Source organism: Stenotrophomonas sp. STEN013 (assembly GCF_056760355.1).
Window position 1 is genome coordinate 323,421 of sequence record NZ_JBRREO010000002.1, and the last position, 19,616, is coordinate 343,036.

The 19,616-nt window shown below is 63.6% G+C and carries 18 protein-coding genes; 10 read left to right on the forward strand and 8 right to left on the reverse strand.

Translation table 11 applies throughout. From position 1 onward, the window contains the following. The first annotated feature begins 5 nt into the window (after positions 1–5). The 3 genes from ACVOMH_RS05705 to ACVOMH_RS05715 all read left to right on the forward strand — a co-directional run bounded on the left by ACVOMH_RS05705 (position 6) and on the right by ACVOMH_RS05715 (position 4,963). Positions 6–2,147: a S9 family peptidase gene (locus ACVOMH_RS05705; protein WP_481551313.1), complete on the forward strand. Its 2,142-nt coding sequence runs from the start codon at positions 6–8 to the stop codon at positions 2,145–2,147. 158 nt (positions 2,148–2,305) lie between these two features. Further along, entirely contained in the window at positions 2,306–3,556 is a 1,251-nt protein-coding gene (locus ACVOMH_RS05710) for a DUF819 family protein (protein ID WP_481551579.1), read from the forward strand. A gap of 150 nt (positions 3,557–3,706) precedes the next feature. Further along, the gene (locus ACVOMH_RS05715) at positions 3,707–4,963 is read left to right on the forward strand and encodes a DUF819 family protein (RefSeq protein WP_057506449.1); all 1,257 of its coding nucleotides are present in this window, start codon (positions 3,707–3,709) and stop codon (positions 4,961–4,963) included. Positions 4,964–5,047: 84 nt separating this feature from the next. On the opposite strand, the gene ACVOMH_RS05720 is transcribed toward ACVOMH_RS05715, so the two are convergent. The 4 genes from ACVOMH_RS05720 to ACVOMH_RS05735 form a co-directional block, all read right to left on the reverse strand. Then, positions 5,048–6,247, reverse strand: a complete 1,200-nt coding sequence (locus ACVOMH_RS05720; protein ID WP_481551314.1) for a Tle-like phospholipase domain-containing protein — start codon at positions 6,245–6,247, stop codon at positions 5,048–5,050. A gap of 18 nt (positions 6,248–6,265) precedes the next feature. Then, a complete protein-coding gene (locus tag ACVOMH_RS05725) occupies positions 6,266–7,057 on the reverse strand; it encodes an ankyrin repeat domain-containing protein (protein WP_481551315.1) in 792 nt (263 codons plus the stop codon). Positions 7,058–7,379: 322 nt separating this feature from the next. Continuing rightward, on the reverse strand, positions 7,380–7,604 hold the full coding sequence (locus tag ACVOMH_RS05730; RefSeq protein ID WP_054659005.1) for a YbdD/YjiX family protein: 225 nt from the start codon (positions 7,602–7,604) through the stop codon (positions 7,380–7,382). After that, the gene (locus ACVOMH_RS05735) at positions 7,604–9,670 is read right to left on the reverse strand and encodes a carbon starvation CstA family protein (protein ID WP_481551316.1); all 2,067 of its coding nucleotides are present in this window, start codon (positions 9,668–9,670) and stop codon (positions 7,604–7,606) included. The genes ACVOMH_RS05730 and ACVOMH_RS05735 overlap by 1 nt, the downstream gene beginning before the upstream one ends. Before the next feature lie 235 nt (positions 9,671–9,905). Here ACVOMH_RS05735 and ACVOMH_RS05740 point away from each other — a divergent pair, with 235 nt between their 5' ends. Further along, positions 9,906–10,757, forward strand: a complete 852-nt coding sequence (locus tag ACVOMH_RS05740) for a pirin family protein (protein WP_481551317.1) — start codon at positions 9,906–9,908, stop codon at positions 10,755–10,757. Between the two features lie 48 nt (positions 10,758–10,805). Here the strand turns inward: ACVOMH_RS05740 and ACVOMH_RS05745 are convergent, their stop codons facing one another. From ACVOMH_RS05745 to nfi, 4 genes are all read right to left on the reverse strand, one after another. Beyond that, complete coding sequence (locus tag ACVOMH_RS05745; RefSeq protein WP_481551318.1) at positions 10,806–11,270, reverse strand: hypothetical protein; 465 nt, start codon at positions 11,268–11,270, stop codon at positions 10,806–10,808. 236 nt (positions 11,271–11,506) lie between these two features. After that, on the reverse strand, positions 11,507–12,226 hold the full coding sequence (gene aqpZ / locus ACVOMH_RS05750; protein WP_481551319.1) for an aquaporin Z: 720 nt from the start codon (positions 12,224–12,226) through the stop codon (positions 11,507–11,509). 92 nt (positions 12,227–12,318) lie between these two features. Beyond that, a complete protein-coding gene (locus tag ACVOMH_RS05755; RefSeq protein WP_481551320.1) occupies positions 12,319–13,179 on the reverse strand; it encodes a pirin family protein in 861 nt (286 codons plus the stop codon). Positions 13,180–13,284: 105 nt separating this feature from the next. Then, positions 13,285–13,986, reverse strand: a complete 702-nt coding sequence (gene nfi, locus ACVOMH_RS05760; protein WP_481551321.1) for a deoxyribonuclease V — start codon at positions 13,984–13,986, stop codon at positions 13,285–13,287. Positions 13,987–14,091: 105 nt separating this feature from the next. On the opposite strand from nfi, the gene gpmA reads away from it, so the two are divergent. The 6 genes from gpmA (at position 14,092) to ACVOMH_RS05790 (ending at position 19,614) form a co-directional block, all read left to right on the forward strand. Beyond that, complete coding sequence (gene gpmA / locus ACVOMH_RS05765; RefSeq protein WP_054660958.1) at positions 14,092–14,841, forward strand: 2,3-diphosphoglycerate-dependent phosphoglycerate mutase; 750 nt, start codon at positions 14,092–14,094, stop codon at positions 14,839–14,841. Between the two features lie 1,385 nt (positions 14,842–16,226). Then, the gene (locus ACVOMH_RS05770; protein ID WP_481551322.1) at positions 16,227–16,616 is read left to right on the forward strand and encodes a hypothetical protein; all 390 of its coding nucleotides are present in this window, start codon (positions 16,227–16,229) and stop codon (positions 16,614–16,616) included. Positions 16,617–17,231: 615 nt separating this feature from the next. Beyond that, the gene (locus ACVOMH_RS05775; protein ID WP_481551323.1) at positions 17,232–17,531 is read left to right on the forward strand and encodes a hypothetical protein; all 300 of its coding nucleotides are present in this window, start codon (positions 17,232–17,234) and stop codon (positions 17,529–17,531) included. 86 nt (positions 17,532–17,617) lie between these two features. After that, on the forward strand, positions 17,618–17,980 hold the full coding sequence (locus ACVOMH_RS05780) for a hypothetical protein (RefSeq protein ID WP_481551324.1): 363 nt from the start codon (positions 17,618–17,620) through the stop codon (positions 17,978–17,980). A gap of 68 nt (positions 17,981–18,048) precedes the next feature. Further along, positions 18,049–18,705, forward strand: a complete 657-nt coding sequence (locus tag ACVOMH_RS05785; protein ID WP_057506452.1) for an NADPH-dependent FMN reductase — start codon at positions 18,049–18,051, stop codon at positions 18,703–18,705. A 561-nt stretch (positions 18,706–19,266) separates the two neighbouring features. Further along, positions 19,267–19,614 carry an antibiotic biosynthesis monooxygenase family protein gene (locus ACVOMH_RS05790; protein WP_054658409.1) on the forward strand — a complete coding sequence of 116 codons (348 nt, stop codon included), beginning with the start codon at positions 19,267–19,269 and terminating at the stop codon, positions 19,612–19,614. Positions 19,615–19,616: the final 2 nt, after the last annotated feature.

Here is a 19,616-nt window from a genome sequence, read left to right on the forward strand (position 1 = left end):
CGGGCATGACTTCAAGCCTTTGCCACGGGCGGACCGGGGCGCCTACCATCGGCGTTTGCCGTTTTCTTTCGGAGATGCCCATGAAGCTTCGTCACGCCCTGTTGCCGTTGTGCCTGCTTGCCGCGTTGCCCTCGCTGGCCAATGCACGCGGATTTGAAGTCCGCGACATGGTCAAGCTGGACCGGGTGTCCGCTCCGTTGCTGACCGGCAACGGCGCGCAGGTGGTATTCACCAAGCGCGTGGTCGATGCCGACCTGAAGGCCAGCAGCAGCCTGTGGATCCGTGACCTGCGCACGCGCGATCTGGCGCCGCCGCGCCCGTTCACCCCGGAAGGCTGGAACGTCAATTCCGCCTCGGTCTCCGCCGATGGCCAGACCGTGTATTTCCTCAGCGGCAAGCACGGCAGCCAGCAGCTGTACGCGATGCCGCTGGCCGGTGGCGCGCCGCGCCAACTGACCGACTTCCCGGTGGATGTGGACAGCTACCGCATCTCGCCGCAGGGCGACCGCGTGCTGTTCAGCACCGGCGTGTTCCAGGACTGCGGTTCGGACCTTGCCTGCACCAGCAAGCGCCTTGACGCCGAGAAGGCGAAGAAGACCAGCGGGCAGGTGTTCGACAGCATGTTCGTGCGTCATTGGGACACCTGGAATGATGGCCGCCGCAATACCTTGTTCGTTGCGCCGCTGCCGGCCGCCGGTGCGGCGCCGGTGAAGGGGGCCTCGGCGATCAGCGCCACGCTGGCAGGCGATGCGCCGTCCAAGCCGTTTGGCGGCAATGAGGATTTCGTCTGGTCGCCGGATGGCAAGACCGTCGTGGCCAGCATCCGCGTTCAGGGCAAGCAGGAGCCGTGGTCGACCAACTTCGATCTGTACCGGCTTGATGCCGCCGGCAAGAAGGCACCGGTCAACCTGACCGCCGCCAACCCCGCGTGGGATGCCGGTCCGGTGTTCAGCGCCGACGGCAAGACCCTGTTCTACCGTGCGATGAAGCGCCCGGGCTTCGAAGCGGACCGCTTCGGCCTGATGGCGATGGACCTGGCCAGCGGCAAGACCCGTGAGATCGCGCCGCAGTGGGACCGCTCGGCCGATGGCATCACCCTGTCGGCCGATGGGCAGACCCTCTACACCACCGCGCAGGACATGGGCGAACACCCGCTGTTCGCGGTCAACATCGCCAGCGGCGAGCCGACCAGGCTGGTGGGCGAGGGCAGCATCTCGTCCTTCGATATCGCCGGTGATGCGCTGGCCTTCACCCGCAACTCGCTCAAGAGCGGCGACCAGGTGTTCACCAGCTCCACCGCTGCCGGCGCACCGCAGCGCGCGATCACCCAGAGCGCCGGCGAAATGCTCGAAGGCGTGGACTTCGGCGACTTCGAGCAGTTCTCGTTCAAGGGCTGGAACGACGAGACCGTTCACGGCTACGTGGTCAAGCCGCACAACTACGAGGAAGGCAAGCAGTACCCGGTGGCGTTCCTGATCCACGGCGGCCCGCAGGGCAGCTTCGGCAACGGCTGGAGCTACCGCTGGAATCCGCAGACCTATGCCGGCCAGGGCTACGCGGTGGTGATGATCGATTTCCACGGCTCCACCGGCTACGGCCAGGCCTTCACCGATGCGATCAGCCAGCACTGGGGCGACCGCCCGCTGGAAGACCTGCAGAAGGGCTGGGCCGCGGCGCAGCAGAAGTACCGCTTCCTCAACGGCGACAAGGCCTGTGCGCTGGGCGCCAGCTACGGCGGCTTCATGGTCAACTGGATCGCCGGCAACTGGAACGAGCCGTGGAAGTGCCTGGTGAACCACGACGGTGTGTTCGACCAGCGCGCCATGGGTTACGCCACCGAAGAATTGTGGTTCACCGAGTGGGAGCAGGGCGGCACGCCGTATGACGTCCCGCAGAACTACGAGAAGTTCAACCCGGTCAACCACGTCGCCAACTGGAAGAAGCCGATGCTGGTGGTGCAGGGCCAGCTGGATTACCGCATCCCGGTGGAGCAGGGCTTGGCCACGTTCACCGCGCTGCAGCGCCAGGGCATCGAGTCCAAGTTCCTGTACTTCCCGGACGAGAACCACTGGGTGCTCAAGCCGCACAACAGCGTGCAGTGGCATGACACGGTCAATGGCTGGCTGAAGCAGCACATCGGCCAGTAACGTTGCACGCAAGGGCACGTCCATACGGACGTGCCCTTTTTTGTTTCCGTCCTGTTGGCGGGAATCCTTCGGATCATTGGCAGACGATGCCCAGAACCGCTGACGGCGGTTTTTTGTGGACGCCTGCATGTCACGGCAAACAGGGGAGCATGGCGATGGTGGCAGCGGCAACGGGCGCATTGATCAGCAACGACATCATCGTGTTCGGCCTGATCGCCGCCACGCTGGGCGGTATTTTCTGGACATCAAGCAGCAATGCGCCATTGCTGAAAAAGTTCTACAGCTTCGTGCCCGCGTTGCTGCTGTGTTACTTCATTCCCGGCCTGTACAACACCTTCGGCCTGATCGATGGTGAAACCACCAAGCTCTACAACCCGGTCGCGCGCGATGTGTTCCTGCCCGCGGCGCTGGTACTGCTGACCCTGTCCATCGATCTGAAAGGCATCCTCGGCCTGGGCTGGAAGATGCTGGCCATGTACGTGGCCGCGGTGCTGAGCATCATGGGCGGGGCGCTGGTGGCGTTCTGGCTGATGGGCCTCATCCATCCGGACACGGTGGCCGGCAGCACCTGGGGCGGTATGGCGGCGCTGGCCGGCAGCTGGATCGGCGGCGGCGCCAACATGCTGGCAATGAAGGAGATCTTCGAGGTCGATGCCACCACCTTCGGCCAGTTTGCGGTGGTCGATGTCGGCGTGGGCTATGTGTGGATGGCGGTACTGATCTTTTTCGCCGCGCGTGCGCCGGCGCTGGATGCGCGCTCCGGCGCCGATACCCGCGCGCTGGATGAGCTGCGTGACCGTGTGGCCAGTTACCAGGCCCGGCACGCGCGCATTCCCGTGCTCGGCGATCTGATGGTGATGGCGGGCGTGGCGTTCGGCGCGGTAGCACTGGCCCATGGCCTGGCCGGTCCGCTGTCGGCCTGGTTCGCCGCCAACGTCAGCTGGTCCAGCGCGGTGAGCATGGACAAGCCGTTCGTGTGGGTAGTGCTGCTGGCCACGTTCATCGGGCTGGGGCTGAGCTTCACCCGCGCCCGTGAGCTGGAGGGCGTGGGCGCCTCCAAGTGGGGCTCGATGTTCCTGTATTTCCTGATCGCCTGCATCGGCATGCAGATGGATCTGCTGGCGCTGCTGCAGAAGCCGTGGCTGTTCGCCCTGGGCGTGCTGTGGATCGGCGTGCACATCGTGCTGCTGTGGCTGGCGGCCAAGCTGCTGAAGGTGCCGTTCTTCTATTTCGCCATCGCCTCGCAGAGCAATATCGGCGGGCCGGCCTCGGCGCCGGTGCTGGCCAGCGCGTTCCATCCGGCGCTGGCGCCGGTCGGGGTGCTGCTGGGCACGCTGGGCTACGCGGTGGGCACCGGTGCGGCCTACGTGGTGGGGATCACCTTGCGGGCGATGGCGGGCGCCGGATGAGGTGCTGCGGGTACCGGGCCGGGTGGAGCGGCGCGTGGGCCCCGTTTCGGCCGGTAGCCCGCGCGGATACATTGCATGCTAGGCTGGCGCCTCCTCGCCACGTTAGCCACGTGGCGTTTTTATTTCCCTTCGATCGACAGGAATGGCTGCATGCCGACCGAAATCAGTACCACTTTGATCACCAACGATATTGTCGGGCTTGGCCTGATTGCCGCCACACTGGGGCTGATCTTCCATCTGGCCAGCCGCCCTGACGGCTTCTGGCGGAAGTTCTTTACCTGGGTGCCGGCGCTGCTGCTGTGCTACTTCATTCCGGCCATCTACAACACCGCCGGGGTGATCGACGGCCACACCACCAAGCTCTACAACCCCATCGCGCGCGATGTACTGTTGCCGGCGGCGCTGGTGCTGCTGACGCTGTCCATCGACCTGAAGGGCATCGCCCGGCTCGGCCCGAAGCTACTGATCATGTTCGTCACCGGCACCGTGGGCATCATGCTCGGCGCGCTGGTGTCCTTCCAGGCGATGAAGCTGATCCACGCGCCCACCGTGGCCGGGGACACCTGGGCCGGCATGGCCGCCTTGGCGGGCAGCTGGATCGGCGGCGGCGCCAACATGGCCGCGATGCGCGAGACCTTCAACGTCGATGCCACCACCTTCGGCCAGTTCGCCGTGGTCGATGTGGTGTGTGCCAGCATCCTGCTGATGCCGGCCCTGATCTGGCTGGCCGGTCGTGCGCAGGGCATCGACGCACGCAATGGTGCCGACACCTCGGCCATCGACGACATGAAGCGTCGTATCGCCGACTACCAGACCAGGAGCGCGCGCATTCCGACCCTGACCGATCTGATGGTCATTGTCGGCGTCGGGCTGGGCATCGTCGGGGCGGCACATGCGCTGGCGGCGCCGCTGGCGACGTGGTGTGCGGCCAACATCAGCTTTGCCAAGCAGGCCTCGCTGGACAACCAGTTCGTCTGGGTGGTGATGCTGTCCACCTTCGCCGGTCTGGCGCTGAGCTTCACCCGCGCACGCGAGCTGGAAGCGGCCGGCGCCTCCAAGGTCGGCACGCTGTTCCTGTACTTCCTGATCGCCTGCATCGGTATGCAGATGGACTTGCTCGCGTTGCTGGAGCGTCCGTGGCTGTTCCTGCTGGGTGTGATCTGGATGGGTACCCACGTGCTGCTGCTGTATGTGGTCGGCCGCCTGCTGAAAGCGCCGATGTTCTTCCTGGCCATCGGTTCGCAGGGCAATGTCGGCGCCGCAGCTTCGGCGCCGGTGGTGGCGGCGGCCTTCCATCCCAGCCTGGCGCCGGTGGGCGTGCTGCTGGGCACGGTCGGCTATGCCACCGGCACGGTGCTGGCCTACCTCACCGGGCTGATGCTCAAGTGGATGGCCGGCGCGGCCTGAGTCGGCTGCCAGCGGCAGGAAACCCGGTCAAAAAGAAGGACAGCATCTGCTGTCCTTCTTTTTGGTGTTGCCGACGTCTTGAAATCAGCCCATCGCGAGATGCCGTCGACCAGGATCAGGTTCAATGATCGAATCGGCGGGGATCAAACGCGGGTGTTGCTGGAGCTGACGGATGCTGGCCTGCATCGGCATATCCCCTGCCGCTGCCAGATCTACGTTGCTGCGCCGATGTGCCGGGTCATGCAGGTTGCCTTGGACAGCGAATAGGCGGTCCCCGTGGATGAGCAGATGGTCGATTCTGTCCAGCCCGTCATCCGCCGAGCGCGCGGCGATACCCGCGGCGGTGTTGAGGAAGGACACGGCGTCTTTCAGGCCCAGCTTCTCCCGTTGGGGTCCAAGCTGGATAACCGCATCTTCGAACAACCGGTTCCCGGCACTAGTGGCCGATGCCGGGGCTTTGATTGCCTTGCCTTGTCCGGCATCGCGCAGCTGCTGCAGATCCAGCGAGTCCATCACCGAGGCGATACCATGCAGGTCAAGCCGATGCTTGAGCATTGCTCCGGGGACAAGGCGCCGGACAAAGGACAGTGGAGCGGGATCGGGTAGTTCGATTCGACGGCCAATGGCATCGGGCAGCGCCCATTTCAGCGGAATACTGTCTTCCTGCAGATGGGTGAGCAGCTCGTTTTTGACGCTGTAGCTGCGGATCAGCCCACCGGCTGCATATTCCTTGGCGGCGGCGGGGTCAATGTTCTCTCTTGAGAGCGTGTTGTTATGAACGCCGGCGCTGTTATAGGTCACAGCCGGGGTGTCGGTTACCACCGCTGCTGCTGAAGCCAATCCTCCACCCAAAGAGTGCCCTGTCAGTAAAAGCTCTTGTCCATACGCCTTCTTCGCTTGGCGGCCCAGTTCTATCGCATCTTCATACTGTTCTGTTTGCAAGCCTATTCCCGGGCCCAGGTTCTGTGGCCAGTCTTTTCCTTGATCTGTTCCGCAGAACGCAAGCACAACCTGTCCTGCCGGGCCTAGGTAGAGGCCTGCATCAAATCCGGATTTTCTGTTGTGCAACAAATCAGGATCGATGCTCTTGCCCGCTAGCTCTGCTTCATCGATGCGCGACCATCCAGAAGGCAGGTGCTGTGGCGCAGTGGCCTGGCGGTCCCGTCTACCAAGGGCGTCGACGTAAAGAGCCTCAATGACGTGCGGCAACTCCATGTCCAGGGCGTGTGGCTTGGCTCCTGAAACGGACTCCGCCGAGAAGGGCCTGGATGCAGTCGATTCCATGACACGCTCCCGTGCTGGTCAGTGTTCAACGGGAACGTTGTGTGTCTCCAGCCAACGACGGACTTGGGCTCTTCCGGATTTCCCTTCCGCATTGAGCAGTTTTTCCGGTGTCATGAAAAATGATGACTGGAATGTCTGCCCGGCATTGTTGCGGAGGGTCGGGTCTACCCCCGCTACCAGCAGTTTCAAGACGGTATCGGCGTCGTTGCCGGCGAGGAAAAGCAGGGTATTGCCGAGGTTGTCGCGGTGTTTCACGTCCGCTCCAGCACTGATCAGCAGGTCGCGTTGTGGGTGTTGTCCGTACATCACCGCAACGAACAGTGGCGTCCAGCCATTGGTCGGACGCGTGTAGTCGACGGGAACCTTGTGCTTGAGCAGAACCTCGAGGTACTCCGGTGGATCGACCATCGCGGCCATATGCACGACGGTTTCGTCATCCATGCCGATCAGGGAGGGATCGGCGCCGGCCTCCAGCAGCGCCTTGAGTGAAGCGGGCTTCTGGTTCCATATTGCCCATTCCAGCAGGGTCACATTGTATTGACCGCGGGCAGCCAGATCGGTGGTCGGTGCCAGTGCCTTTATCCGCGCGATAGCGCCGTCAGCAATGGCATCTGCCAACGGCTTCACGGCAGGATCGGTGAATGGGGTCTTCTGCGGGATGTCGGCTGCCACTCGTCCTTGCTCCTTTGCTTGAGACATTGCGCTTACGCATGAAGCGATATTGTTTATGCATGAAGTCGTTTTGCTTGCGCATGAAGCCACCAGCAACGAGGTGGCTATTGTTGCGAGAACACGGATCTTCCTCTGCATTCCAGTTTCCTTTCCGGTTGCACTGCACGGGTGGCATGACCTGGGATTCCCTGGTGATGGCCGATCCTAGCACCGGGATCTGTGGCGACCGGTCCTGCCCCTGTGATCGGCTTTGCAGATCGCGGACATGAAGGAACGGCAGGACAGCCGTTCTTCACGGCGCAGCTGCCGAACAGTGACGCACAGGGATGTGCATCATGAAAGAACGGCAGCACAGTCGTTCTTCACGCCGCAGCCGCCGAACGGTGACGCACAGGGATGTGCGTCATAAAAAAAAGGCGGGGCCAATGGCCCCGCCTTCTATGTTCTTCAAACCGCGGACTCAGCAGCAGCGGAAGCCACTCTTGCCGCCGAAGCGGGCGTCCTGGCGTTCGCGGAAGAAGGTCTTGTAGTCCATGACCGGACGGTCGGGATGCTTCTCCTGCATGTGCCGCACATAGTTGTCATAGTCCGGCACGCCGCAGCACAGTCGCGCGGTCTGTACCAGACGCCGCCAGGTGCGGCGGAACGTCTGGTACTGGCCGACCGGGACCAGTTCGGTGCCCATTACACGTCCATCTCGTGCGGCTTGAGCGCCACATACGGGGTTTCGCGGTCGGTGCGCACCGGCGAGCGGCGCGCCACCATGATGGTCTTGACCGAGTACACCAGCACCGCGAACACCACGAACAGGAACAGCGCGGTGAGGCCGGCGTTGATGTAGTTGTTGACCATCACCTGCTGCATCTGTCCGAAGTCCTTGGACGGCGGCAGCAGATTGCCGGCGGCAATCGCATCACGGTACTTGTGCGCCTGGGCCACGAAGCCCACCGCCGGTTCGCTGGAGAAGATCTTGATGAAGCCGGCCGCGGTGGTGCAGATCAGCAGCCAGATCGCCGGCAGCAGCGGCACCCACGCGTACTTCTCCTTCTTCATCTTGAACAGCACAACGGTGCACAGCAGCAGCGCCACGCCGGCCAGCATCTGGTTGGCGATACCGAACAGCGGCCACAACATGTTGATACCGCCCAGCGGATCGGTCACGCCCTGATACAGGAAGTAGCCCCACAGCGCCACGCAGCCGCCGGTGGCGATGAAGCTGGCCACCCACGAATCGGTGCGGCGCAGTGCCGGCACGAAGTTGCCCAGCAGGTCCTGCAGCATGAAGCGGCCCGAACGGGTACCGGCATCGACCGCGGTGAGGATGAACAGCGCTTCGAACAGGATCGCGAAGTGGTACCAGAACGCCATCATGCCGTCGCCCGGCAGCACCGCATGCAGGATCTGCGCGATACCCACCGCCAGCGTCGGGGCGCCGCCGGCGCGCGAGAGGATGGTGCTTTCCCCGATCTCGGCCGCGGTGGTGGTCAGCTGCTCCGGGGTGATCGCAAAGCCCCAGTTGCTCACCACCTGCGCGGCATGGACCACATCGGTGCCGATGATCGCCGCCGGGGAGTTCATCGCAAAGTAGATGCCCGGTTCGATGATCGAGGCTGCCACCATCGCCATGATCGCCACGAACGATTCCATCAGCATGCCGCCGTAGCCGATATAGGCGGCGTGGCCCTCATTGGCCAGCAGCTTGGGCGTGGTGCCCGAGCTGATCAGCGCATGGAAGCCGGAGACCGCGCCGCAGGCGATGGTGATGAACAGGAACGGGAACATGCTGCCCTTCCACACCGGGCCGGTGCCGTCGGTGAACTGGGTCAGCGCCGGCATCTTCAGCTCCGGCATCACGATCAGGATGCCGATCGCCAGGCCGACAATCGTGCCGATCTTGAGGAAGGTGGACAGGTAGTCACGCGGGGCCAGCAGCAGCCACACCGGCAGCACCGCGGCCACGAAGCCGTAGCCGATCAGCATCCAGGTGATCTGCACGCCGGTGAAAGTGAACATCGGGCCCATGACCGGATCGGCGGCGACCTTGCCGCCGTACCAGATCGCGGCCAGCAGCAGCGCCAGGCCGACCACCGAGATCTCGCCGATCTTGCCGGGGCGGATGTAGCGCATGTAGATGCCCATCAGGATGGCGATGGGCATCGTCGCGATCACCGTGAACATGCCCCACGGGCTGCCTTCCAGTGCTTTCACCACGATCATCGCCAGCACCGCCAGGATGATGATCATGATCATGAAGACGCCGAACAGCGCGATGGTGCCCGGCACCGGGCCCATCTCCTCGCGTACCAGGTCGCCCAGCGAACGGCCGTTGCGGCGCGTGGAGATCATCAGGATCATGAAATCCTGCACCGCGCCGGCCAGCACCACGCCGGCAATCAGCCACAGCGTGCCAGGCAGGTAGCCCATCTGCGCGGCCAGCACCGGGCCGACCAGCGGGCCGGCGCCGGCAATGGCGGCGAAGTGGTGGCCGAACAGCACATGCTTGTTGGTCGGCACATAGTCCAGACCATCGTTGTTCAGAACCGCCGGGGTGGCGCGGGTGGGATCAACGCCGATGACCTTCTTGGCGACGAACAGGCCGTAGTAGCGGAACGCGACCAGGTACAGCGAAACCGCCGCCACCACGATCCACAACGCGTTGATGTGTTCGCCGCGGCGTAGCGCCACCACGCCCAGACAGAATGCGCCGATCAGGGACAGCAGCGCCCAGCCGGCTTTGGAGAAACCTTTCATCGAGTCGCCTCGCAGGAGATTGGCTCAAGGTTCTACCCATGGACGGCGGGGGTCAACGGATATGGCGGTGGCGGGACCCCAGACTTTGGTCTTACGGTGAAACCCCTGACAAACCTGACTGCGGGTTGCGTGGCGTGTCGCTTGCACCAGCACTGGAACAATCGGTTGCGAGGGCGGTGCTTGGTCCTGCCGTGGGCAGCCTCCATTGTCTGGATATCTTTCAAGGAGCCTGATCATGACTGGTGACACCGCGGCCCGCGTGGTCCGCAACCTGCGGGGCATGCCCACCTCCGATGGTGCCGGCGTGCGTCTGACCCGGGTGATCGGCACGCCGGCGCTGCCGGAGCTGGATCCGTTCCTGATGCTGGACGAATTCGGCACCGACAAGCCGGAGGATTATCTGGCCGGTTTTCCCGACCATCCGCACCGCGGCTTTGAAACCGTCACCTACATGCTCGACGGCCGCATGCGGCACCGCGACAACCACGGCAACGAGGGCCTGCTGACCCCGGGCAGCGTGCAGTGGATGACCGCCGGGCGCGGGCTGGTGCATTCGGAGATGCCCGAGCAGGAGTCCGGGCGCATGCGCGGTTTCCAGCTGTGGGTGAACCTGCCGGCGCGCGAGAAGATGACCGATCCGCGCTACCAGGAGTTCGCCGCCGAGCGCATTCCTCAGGTCCAGCCGGCCCAGGGCGTGAGTGTCAAAGTCATCGCCGGCAGCGTCGGCGATGTCAGCGGCCCGATCGTGCAGCCGGCGACCGATCCGCTGTATCTGGATATCACCCTGGCGCCCGGCAGCTCGTGGCAGTACACGCTGCCGGCCGGCCACAACGCGTTCGCCTATGTGTTCGAAGGCGGCATGACGGTGGGCGAGGGCGCAAATGCACGCGTGCTGGCGCAGAGCGAGCTGGCCGTACTCGGCGGTGGTCCCCAGCTGCAGTTGCAGGCCGGCCCGCAGGAAGCGCGCCTGATCCTGGTCGCCGGGCGCCCGCTGGGCGAACCGGTGGCGCGTCACGGCCCGTTCGTGATGAACACCCGGCAGGAACTGATGCAGGCCTTCGTGGATTACCAGGAAGGCCGCTTCTGACCGATGCGCCGTCCGCGCCGCAGGAGCGCGGACGGGCCGCGCGGGGCGTCAGTTGCCGCTGCCGGCCAGCGCCGGGGCGTTGAGGTTCAGGGCCTGGGTCAGCGTCTGCAGGCTGGCCAGCTCGCCGCCGTCGGCCGCTTCGATCCAGATCTGGGCATAGCGCTTCTTGTCCAGCTTGACCACGGTGATACGGCGCGACTCCAGCCCCGGCAGGTCGCGGCCGCCCATATCCATCTTGTACCAGTGCAGCGCCTCGCCGCCGAAGGTGCCTTTTTCCGCGCGCAGCGCCCGGGTCAGGGCGATGCCCGGATCACGCGCGGTCAGCATCATGTTGAGCACGGTACGGCCATCGGGGGTGGTGGCCTTGCAGACGATGAAGTCGCTCTGGGCCTGCTGTTCCCAATGCAGGCCGCTGTCGGCCGGCAGCAGCGGGCACTGGGCGGTCTGCTGGGCCGAGGCGGTGGCAGCGGCGGCAAGCAACAGGGCGGCACAAACGGTTCGGACAGTCTTCACTTCGCTTTCCCCATGAAACACCGCCCGCTACCGGCGCGATGGATGTTGTGTGGATCGTTGAAGGCGGTTGCGCGGCTGGTGGCCAGTTCCCTCGCGCCCGTTGCGCGCATCCCCATGCGCGCCAGCCGAGGTCCGACGGTATTACACAACCGCCGTCACTTGCAAAGCATGTTTCAGATCACACAAAAAAGCGGCCCCGCCGGGGGCCGCTTCTGTCGCGGGCTACCGGCAACGGCCTAGGTGTCGCTGCCGATCCACTTGTAGGCGATGCCGCCGATCATCGCGCCCAGGATCGGGGCGACCCAGAACAGCCACAGCTGGCTGATTGCACCGGAGCCGGCAAACACGGCAACGGCGGTGGAGCGGGCCGGGTTGACCGAGGTATTGGTGACGGGAATGGAGATCAGGTGGATCAGGGTCAGTGCCAGACCGATGGCGATCGGCGCGAAGCCGGCCGGCGCGCGGCCATGGGTGGCACCCATGATCACCACCAGGAAGAATGCGGTCATCACCACCTCGCACAGGAACGCCGCCGCGACGCTGTAGCCGCCCGGCGACAGCGCCCCGTAGCCGTTGCTGGCGAAGGCGCCGGCCTGGCTGCCGTCGATGGCGAAACCGGCATTGCCCTGGGCGATCTGCAACAGGATGAACGCCGCCGCCACGCCGCCCAGCACCTGCGCCACGATGTACGGCAGCAGGTCTTTGCCGGAGAAGCGGCCGCCGGCCCACAGGCCCACGCTCACCGCCGGGTTGAAGTGGGCCCCGGAGATGTGGCCGAAGGCATAGGCGCCGGTCAGCACGGTCAGGCCGAAGGCCAGCGCCACCCCATGGAAACCGATCCCCAGCGGATTGCCGTCGCCACCGAAATTGGCCGCCAGCACCGCGCTGCCGCAGCCGCCCAGCACCAGCCAGAACGTGCCGAGAAACTCGGCCGCCAGTCGCTTGCTCATATCCATGCGTGTTTCCCCTCGATTCCCCGGAGCGGGTGGGGGAAACATAAGCCAGCGGCGTGCCGGCGGCGTATTGAAAGCGTTAAGGCCGCGGCGGCTTAGGCCGGCAGCGGAATGAACTCCTTGTCATCGCCCGGAATCGTGCCGAAGCGGCCGGCCTGCCAGTCGTCCTTGGCCTGCTCGATGCGCTCCTTGGAGCTGGAGACGAAGTTCCACCACAGGTGGCGCGGACCATCCAGCGGCTCGCCACCCATCAGCATCGCCTTGACCGGGGTTCTGGCGCGCAGGCGCCCGCGCGCGCCGGCCTCGGGAAGGACCAGGTGCATGGCCGGCACATCCACCCCGTCCAGCTGCGCCTCGCCTTCCAGAATGTAGAGCGCACGCTCCACGTGGCTGGCGTCCAGGTCGATCTCCGCGCCCGGGTCCAGATCGATGGCCACATTCAAGGTGTCGGCAAACACCTGCACCGGCGATTCCTCGCCATAGGCGCGGCCGGCGATCACCCGCAGCAGCGCACCGTTCCGGCGCTGCTGCGGCAGCTGGCCGGCGCTGAAGTGGTGGAACGCCGGGGCGGTTTCCTCGTGCGACTTCGGCAGCGCGATCCAGGTCTGCATGCCGTGCAGCGGGTGGTCGTGGCCACGCTCGGCCGGCGGGGTGCGCTCGGAATGGGCGATGCCACGGCCGGCGGTCATCCAGTTCACATCACCCGGGCGGATGATCTGCTCCGAACCCAGCGTGTCGCGGTGGCCGATCTGCCCGGACCACAGGAACGTCACCGTGGCCAGGCCGATATGCGGATGCGGGCGCACGTCGATGCCCTGGCCGGGGGCGAACACCGCCGGGCCCATGTGGTCGACGAACACGAACGGCCCAACGCTGCGCGCCTGCAGGGTGGGCACCGCACGCCGCACCTGGAAACCGCCCAGGTCGTGCACGCGCGGATTGAGGATCGTGGTCATGGAAAACTCCCGGTTGCGTTGGGCCGCAGGATTGCACGGGGGCGGGGCGCTGTCCGTACCGGCCCGGAAACGGATTGTTGCGACAGGCCGTGGTCACCCTCGGCCTCACCCGGCCGGGGCGCGGCCATCGCGGCGCGAGGCCAGCCGGTCGGCCAGCCGGGTCGGCTCGGGCAGGCGGTAGCGCCCCAGGCAGGCCAGCACCAGCGAAAGACTCGTCGGGACCGACACCCGGTGGCCGGGCGAGACAAACAGGGAGTTGCAACGCGGCTTGCTGCGCAGCACCCAGCCGACCTGACGGTCCTTGTGCCACAGCGGGGTGTGATCGCCCCGCAGCGGGCCGGGTTCGTCGTAGTCGCCGACCAGCCGGCTTTTGGCCACGCCGATGCAGGGCAGCCCGCTAAGCACGCCCAGGTGCGCGGCGATGCCCAGGCCACGCGGGTGGGCGATGCCATGGCCATCCACCAGTACCAGCGCCGGAGCGGTACTCAACTGCTGCAGCGCCTGCCACGCCGCCGGCAGCTCGCGGAAGCTCAGCAGGCCGGGAATATAGGGCAGGGCGGTGGGCAGGCGCGCCACACGCGACTCCAGTGTCTGCAGGGTGTCGCCCTCCAGCAGCACCGCCGCCGATCGGGTGGTGCGGCCGGCGTCCTCGAAGCCGGTATCCACCCCGGCCAGCCGGGCGGGCAGGGCGGTGAGTGCATCCTCCAGCGACACCTGCGCGGCAAGGCGGCTCTGCAGGGCCCACAGCGCACGCAGATCTTCCGGGGTCGACCGCTCGGGCAGCGGGGGCAAGGCGGTGTCGAGCATGCCGGCAGCATGGCACGGCCCCGGTCAAGGCGGCGTGGCGTGCGCGGCCACTCCGCGTGAAGCGGCTACAATCCAGCGCCTACCCCACCTCCGGAGACCTCTGCTGTGACCCGTAAACTCGTGCTGTTGCGCCATGGCCAAAGCCAGTGGAACCTCGACAACCGTTTCACCGGCTGGGTCGATGTCGATCTCACCGAGCAGGGCCGCCAGGAGGCCGCCACCGCCGGCCGCTTGATGAAGGAAGAAGGGCTGCAGTTCGATGTCGCCCACACCTCCGTGCTCAAGCGTGCCATCCACACCCTGCAGGGCGCGCTGGCCGAGATGGGCCAGGACTGGCTGCCGGTTGCCAAATCCTGGCGTCTGAACGAGCGTCATTACGGTGGCCTGCAGGGCCTGGACAAGGCCGAGACCGCCGCCAAGCACGGCGAGGACCAGGTCAAGGTGTGGCGCCGTTCCTACGACATCCCGCCGCCGCCGATGGACCTGGCCGATCCGGGCCATCCCAGCCACGACCGCCGCTACGCCGGCCTGGACCGCAACGCGCTGCCGGCCACCGAATCGCTGGCCACCACGCTCGATCGCGTGCTGCCGTACTGGTTTGACGCCATCGCCCCGCAGCTCAAGGATGGCAAGACCGTGCTGGTCACCGCCCACGGCAACTCGCTGCGCGCGCTGTACAAGTACCTCAACAACGTGAGCAAGGAAGAAATCCTCGAGCTCAACATTCCCACCGGCATCCCGCTGCTGTTCGAGCTGGATGACGACCTGGCGGTGCAGTCGTTCCGTTACCTGGGCGATCCGGAAGCGGCCAAAAAGGCTGCCGAGGCCGTGGCCAACCAGGCCAAGGCCCGGTAAGTAACACGCCCTGCAATCCCCTCACGACACCCGGCCGATGCCGGGTGTCGTCGTTTACGGCAGCGCCGCCCCGGCGCGGCCTTCCGGTGTGCCGGGGCGCGCCGCGTTTGCACCCCCAAGCGGGGGCCGTCGCGTGGCACCGGTCGGCGCTGGCCGGTGCCGTGGCAGCGGCGCCCCCGCGCGGCTTTCCGGTAGACCGGCGCGCGGCGGCGTTGCACCAAAAAGGGGCATCGATGGCACTTGAAACGGCATCGATGCCGCTTTTTTCGCCATCGATGCCACTTTGACCGGCAACGTTGCCCCTTTTTGGGGCATCACTGCCGCTTTTTTCGGCACGCTTGCCCCTTTTTGGGGCATCGATGCCACTTTTTCCGGCAACGTTGCCCCTTTTTGGGGCAACGATGGCACTTGAAGTGGCAACGATGCCGCTTTTTTCGGCATCGATGAGACTTCTGTCTCAAAAGCAGGCGTTTCCGGGCTGCCCGTAGCCGCCCACAGCGGCGCGAACGGCTCCGGTTCCCCGTGCCGGACCCCACAACCGCTTGGAGCAGGCCCCAAAAGATCGCCCCGAAGGGCGGCGGGTTACTGCAAACGGCGCAGGCCGGCGCCACGTTGGCCTGGAAAACCGGCTGCCGGACCGGGCAAAACGACCCGGCCGGCTCAATCAGGCCACATACCGGCAGCGGCGTTACACCGGAGCATCGGGGGTCTAATCGATATGGCGACTTTCCTGCGGCATAACACCGGCCGCAGGCACCGGCCGGCCGTCCGGGGAAATAACGCAACCCCTTGAGCCGGCGCCGGATTTCCCCGGTTCACATCGTCGCAACCTGCGGCCATACTCCGCGCTACACCCCACTTTCGGGGTCTACTTAGAGTTAGGCTCCTCATGCAAAAGATTGATCTACCAAGAATCACAGAGCGCTTTCGAGGCTTCACGCTCCCTGAAAACGGCGTGATGACCGTATTTGACTACGATGAGGTGTACTCGGTCTCACTGCGGCCGCCGTCCGTTGACGTACTTGATGGCAATCCTTATTCGTTTGCAGATCTGCATCCGGAGCATTTGGGCGTATCCGACACGCCGCCAATGCTTCAAGTCGGCGAGGCCACCGTTTCTTATAACTTCAACCCTTTTGCAAAATCTCAGAGAGTACGCCTAGAGCTTAGGGGACATCTTCAAGAGATTTCCTTCACGACGCTCTCGGGCGATTGGTTCGTTGCTTCATTGTCACCGGACGGCCTATACCTAGTCGTAGCCGAGCCGTACTTGCTAGAGGTTCTACTCCCTTTCCTGTGGAGAGGCCTAACAATTCGTTCAAGGCGAAGCCGCTTCGCGGCTCGCCTTAACTCTGGCGTTATGCCCCAATGAGACATTCCCGCAGATGAAACGACTGCTCGCCCCTATCCTGGCTCTCTTCGGCACTTCGAGCGCCGCTCAACCTCAACCCAAGGTCGAGATGGTGGATACAAAATCAATTCGCTACTCCATGCCGACTGTTGCGGCGGACTCCCTTGAGTTTGCTGCTCCAAACCGCGAGTCCTTTGAAGGTGCGCCACAATTCCACGAGGATGAGTGGGCCCAATTGGAGTTCTTTCCAAAAAGTCGCCTAGAAGAGATCCAACGACTCTTGGCTGAGTACAAGCCCTTTGAGCGGGCCCATCGGGGGCAATATGGCTGGGACCAGATTTACGCGCGCAATGTGGCGCGCGATCTAATCATCGCGGGCACGGATGCAGTCTCCAACCTAGCCGGCACTCTTGACGCAGTTTAGGAAAATTCTCCGATTCTCCTGACCTCGTCGAGTGCGCTTGGCCAAGTCAAATATGGGTTTGCCCTTGCTGTTGCTCATAAGATCAACTTGTATGGCCTCAAGAGCGAGAGTGGCATCACCGTTCTTGGCGCCATACTCGACTCCGGCGCGGACGATCTAGTCCTCACCAAGACGTTCGCCAAACTTAACTCTGCGCACAACCTGATTCTCGTAGATTGGCGCAGCCAGATGATTCTGGTTGGGGTTCACAGCAACGGCGACATCGACATGTGGCGCCCCTAGTTTGGGCATAACAATTCATTCAAGCCGAACCCGCTTCGCGGGTCGGCTTAACTCAGGCGTTAGGCCGTGGTGGAGCAAAAGCTAGTTGGGCGTTCCTTCGGCACATGGTTCCGGTAGCGTCAGGCCCTGGCTTCGGTCGCATCGCGCTTCACGGCTCACCGGGCAGGCCCCGTCCCACAAGTTGTGGCAATCTCGGTAACAAGCGGCAGTGCTGGGGAGCACGGTTGCAATACCAAACCGTTCGGCCACTCACTGCCTAACAAGTCATCCAAGCCGACGTTGCTCCGCAACGCGGCTTAATTCTGGCGTTAGGCATCAGAGGAGGAATCTCGTATGACCCAGCAGTTGATCGAGCAAGCCATCCGTTCCAAGTCAGTAATTTCATTCAACTACAGCAATCATCCTCGTGTAGCTGAGCCTCACGTGCTTGGCATCAAGGACGGAGTACTGCAATTCCTTGGCTATCAGATTGGTGGTTCCAGCAGTTCTGGTGGGCTCCCAGAATGGCAGCGGTTCGACCTTGCAAAAATGTCTGGGCTTTCTATTACACAACAGACGTTCCCCGGGCGTAGGCCAACCAAGTCTGGAGGGCGCGGCCCTTGGGATATCGAAATTGTTGTGGTTGATGCCTAACAATTCATTCAAGCCGACGCCGCTTCGCGGCGCGGCTTAATTCCAGAGTTAGGGCTCAACCCGTGGCTAATCCGATATCTGAAAGAATGGCTAAGGGCACGATCGGTGAGCTGCTTGTGCAGACTCGCCTGCTTCAGTACGGAGTCCAAGCTGCTGCTCCTATCAAGGACAGCGGCAATGATCTGATCGCGCTCAAGGGATACGTGGTCAAAACCATCCAGGTCAAGACCTGCACAGAACGTTTTGGCACCCTCGATCTTCCAGAAAAGTATCATCTGGTGGCGCTCGTAAAGCTGCACGGATACGACACCGAGCTGCAACTAGACCAAACCAAGGTGTACTTGGTCCCAAAGGATCAGATTGCCGGCCTCAACATCAACCGGGAGGCTGACATGGCGTGTTTTTCGATTTCGCAGGGGCTCGTTGATGCGTTGTTTGTTGAGCCCTAACAATTCATTCAAGCCGACGCCGCTTCGCGGCGCGGCTTAATTCGGGCGTTAGGCCTCAGGAACCGGCAATGAAGGCCCTTCTTTTTCTCGGCTCCCGCCGTGTGTCATCCCCGCCTCAGCCCCCTCGACTCGGCGAACGCGTCGCTGCCTTCTTGGCGATGCATCTACGCGAGCGTTTTGAAACACAAGTGGTGGATCCGCTCGCCTACCCGGTATCGGAAGTGTTCAAGCCTGCCTTCGCTTACAACCGGGGAGCCAAGCCCCAACCGTTAGCCCGCCTCGAGGACCTTATTCGGGAGTCGGATGCCTACGTCATGCTGAGCCCCGAGTACAACCACTCAATGAGCCCGGCGCTTGCAGACCTGCTCAATCACTTCCCAAGCTCGGCGTTTTCATTCAAGCCAAGCCTCATCGCCACTTACTCCAGCGGCCAGTGGGGCGGCACCCGCGCGGCGGTGAACATGCGCTCCTTCCTAGCGGAACTGGGCTGTCTGCCCGTATCGGCCATGGTGCACTTCCCCAGCGCAGACCAGGTTTTCGCCCAGAACGGCGAGCTGTTGGAAGGGCAGGATCCCGCCAGATGGGAGCGGTATGCCGGCCGGGGGGTTGAACAGCTCTATTGGTGGGCGGCTGCCGCGTCTCATCAGCGGCAGGCGATTGATCCATTTGGGCTGTCGCCGGCCTTCTCGCGCACCCCCGCGGAGCGGAATGCGCCAGAGGCCTAACAATTCGTCCAAGCCGACGCCGCTTCTCGGCGCGGCTTAACTCAGATGTTAGTCGTCAATAAAAATGGCCGCAATTTGTGCAAAATGCAAAAAGCCTCTCTCAGTTACCGTCTGGGATCTTCTGCCTTACGGCATTTTCGACCAGGTTGAGATAAGGTGCTTAATCTGTGGAATTAAAAATCGCCTTCCGCGGCCACTCACAGTCATTGCCGTGCCAATCGCTGCACTTACTGCACTGACACTATCTGTTGCAACCATTCCAAACAATGCATCCACATCTCTTCGGTCAATTGTAATTTTTATTGCAGCCTTAAGCATCGCGTACGCCCTAATAGTAAACGTCATTCTCCGGCTTTATATATTACTCACTAATCGCCCGTTCATCGTGCCACCGCGTGACGGCTAACAATTAATTCAAACCGACGTTGCTGCCGCAACGCCAGTAACGGGGTCGGGTTGAGTTCTGTGGGATGTAAAAGTGAACCCGATCCCGTTCTTGCTCCTCTGTTGTTGTACCGATATCCCGTTCGCCAGTTCATCAGACATCAGGTGCCATTTGACATGACAGCGACAAACGCATCTTCTGGGCCCGGTTTTGCAGTTCTGTACCGCTGGCGGCTTCACTCCGGTTCGGAAAGTGCTTTCATCGAAGCGTGGTCCAAGGTGTCCGGGTTACTGCGCTCGGAGCGCGGTTCGCTTGGTTCCCGGTTGCATCGGGGGGCCGATGGCCTCTGGTACAGCTACGCCCAGTGGCCCAGCGCGGAAGCGCGTGATGTGGCGTTCGCATTGGGGTCCGTTGATCCCGTGGCCAGTGCGCAGATGGCAAAGGCTGTTTCGGAGCGTTTTCCGGAGATCGTTCTCGACCCGGTCGCCGACTTCATGCTGCCAATGGGCGCGGATGGTTCCTGAGG

Bases quoted from the DNA above. Each gene is read 5' to 3' on its own strand.
- ACVOMH_RS05705 (WP_481551313.1), top strand. From the start codon at position 6: ATGACTTCAAGCCTTTGCCACGGGCGGACCGGGGCGCCTACCATCGGC.
- ACVOMH_RS05715 (WP_057506449.1), top strand. From the start codon at position 3,707: ATGCCGACCGAAATCAGTACCACTTTGATCACCAACGATATTGTCGGG.
- ACVOMH_RS05720 (WP_481551314.1), bottom strand. From the start codon at position 6,247: ATGGAATCGACTGCATCCAGGCCCTTCTCGGCGGAGTCCGTTTCAGGA.
- ACVOMH_RS05725 (WP_481551315.1), bottom strand. From the start codon at position 7,057: ATGCAGAGGAAGATCCGTGTTCTCGCAACAATAGCCACCTCGTTGCTG.
- ACVOMH_RS05730 (WP_054659005.1), bottom strand. From the start codon at position 7,604: ATGGGCACCGAACTGGTCCCGGTCGGCCAGTACCAGACGTTCCGCCGC.
- ACVOMH_RS05735 (WP_481551316.1), bottom strand. From the start codon at position 9,670: ATGAAAGGTTTCTCCAAAGCCGGCTGGGCGCTGCTGTCCCTGATCGGC.
- ACVOMH_RS05740 (WP_481551317.1), top strand. From the start codon at position 9,906: ATGACTGGTGACACCGCGGCCCGCGTGGTCCGCAACCTGCGGGGCATG.
- aqpZ (WP_481551319.1), bottom strand. From the start codon at position 12,226: ATGGATATGAGCAAGCGACTGGCGGCCGAGTTTCTCGGCACGTTCTGG.
- ACVOMH_RS05755 (WP_481551320.1), bottom strand. From the start codon at position 13,179: ATGACCACGATCCTCAATCCGCGCGTGCACGACCTGGGCGGTTTCCAG.
- nfi (WP_481551321.1), bottom strand. From the start codon at position 13,986: ATGCTCGACACCGCCTTGCCCCCGCTGCCCGAGCGGTCGACCCCGGAA.
- ACVOMH_RS05770 (WP_481551322.1), top strand. From the start codon at position 16,227: ATGAAACGACTGCTCGCCCCTATCCTGGCTCTCTTCGGCACTTCGAGC.
- ACVOMH_RS05775 (WP_481551323.1), top strand. From the start codon at position 17,232: ATGACCCAGCAGTTGATCGAGCAAGCCATCCGTTCCAAGTCAGTAATT.
- ACVOMH_RS05780 (WP_481551324.1), top strand. From the start codon at position 17,618: ATGGCTAAGGGCACGATCGGTGAGCTGCTTGTGCAGACTCGCCTGCTT.
- ACVOMH_RS05785 (WP_057506452.1), top strand. From the start codon at position 18,049: ATGAAGGCCCTTCTTTTTCTCGGCTCCCGCCGTGTGTCATCCCCGCCT.
- ACVOMH_RS05790 (WP_054658409.1), top strand. From the start codon at position 19,267: ATGACAGCGACAAACGCATCTTCTGGGCCCGGTTTTGCAGTTCTGTAC.